Genomic DNA, 916 nt, shown 5'->3' on the forward strand with positions numbered 1-916 from the left:
TGAACTGCTCCCCATTAGTTGGACTGAGAAATCAGTTACCGACTAGTGGGGAGTAGTTGTCATTGAGAGCACGAAGTTCGCTAAGTGAGCAGCAGCGCGAGCAGTTGGTTGAGCTTTTTGAGCAGGGCATGGGCTATAGAGCCGCTGCTAATGCTCTGGGTGTCTCCAAACACGCTGCGCGCCGGCTCTATTGTCGGTTTGTGCTGCATGGCAGGCTATGTCTTGTGGAGAAACCGACTAAGCAGCAGTATTCGTTTGAGATCAAGAAGGAAGTTGTCCAACGCCACCTTGCTGGCGAGACAGCGATGGATCTTGCGCGTGAATTTGGCCTGTCATCACAGCAGCTGGTCAGGGGGTGGTCGTGGAAATGGCGCAAAGACGGCGATGACGCGTTGAAACCGAAGCCGAAGGGCAGGCCTAAAGGCTCGAGCGCACCAAAGCGGCTTACCGAAGAGGAGAAGCTGCGTCGCCAGGTTGAGCGGTTGGAAGCGGAAAACGCTTATCTAAAAAAATTGCGGGACTTGAGGAATCAGGGACGCGCCTGAAAGTCCAGGCGATTGTCATCCTCAAGTCTCACCACCGCTTGGAATATCTCCTAGAGGCAGCGGGTATCCCACGGTCGACGTTCTTCTACCACCAGCAACGACTCAGTAAGCCAGATAAGCACGCCGTACTCAAGCAAGCGATCCGGGAAAGCTTCGAGCGTAACAAGCATCGCTACGGCTACCGGCGAGTGCTGCTTGACCTACGCAACCAGGGCTGGGTGGTCAACCACAAACTCGTTTACAAGCTCATGCGCCAGATGGGTCTTCGAGCTAAGATTCGCCAGCGCAGGCCTTATGTTTCCTACATCGGGACGATCAGCCACATTGCTGACAACATACTTGACCGCAAGTTCACCCCGGATAAGCCAAAT

General features: G+C 54.4%; 1 pseudogene. It reads left to right on the forward strand.

What is annotated here, in order from left to right:
* Positions 1 to 150 precede the first annotated feature (150 nt).
* Positions 151 to 916, forward strand: a pseudogene (locus tag HMPREF2787_RS10990) (IS3 family transposase); the annotation flags it as partial.

The sequence above is a fragment of the Corynebacterium sp. HMSC061H03 genome, assembly GCF_001838215.1.
Classification (GTDB): Bacteria; Actinomycetota; Actinomycetes; order Mycobacteriales; family Mycobacteriaceae; genus Corynebacterium; species Corynebacterium jeikeium_D.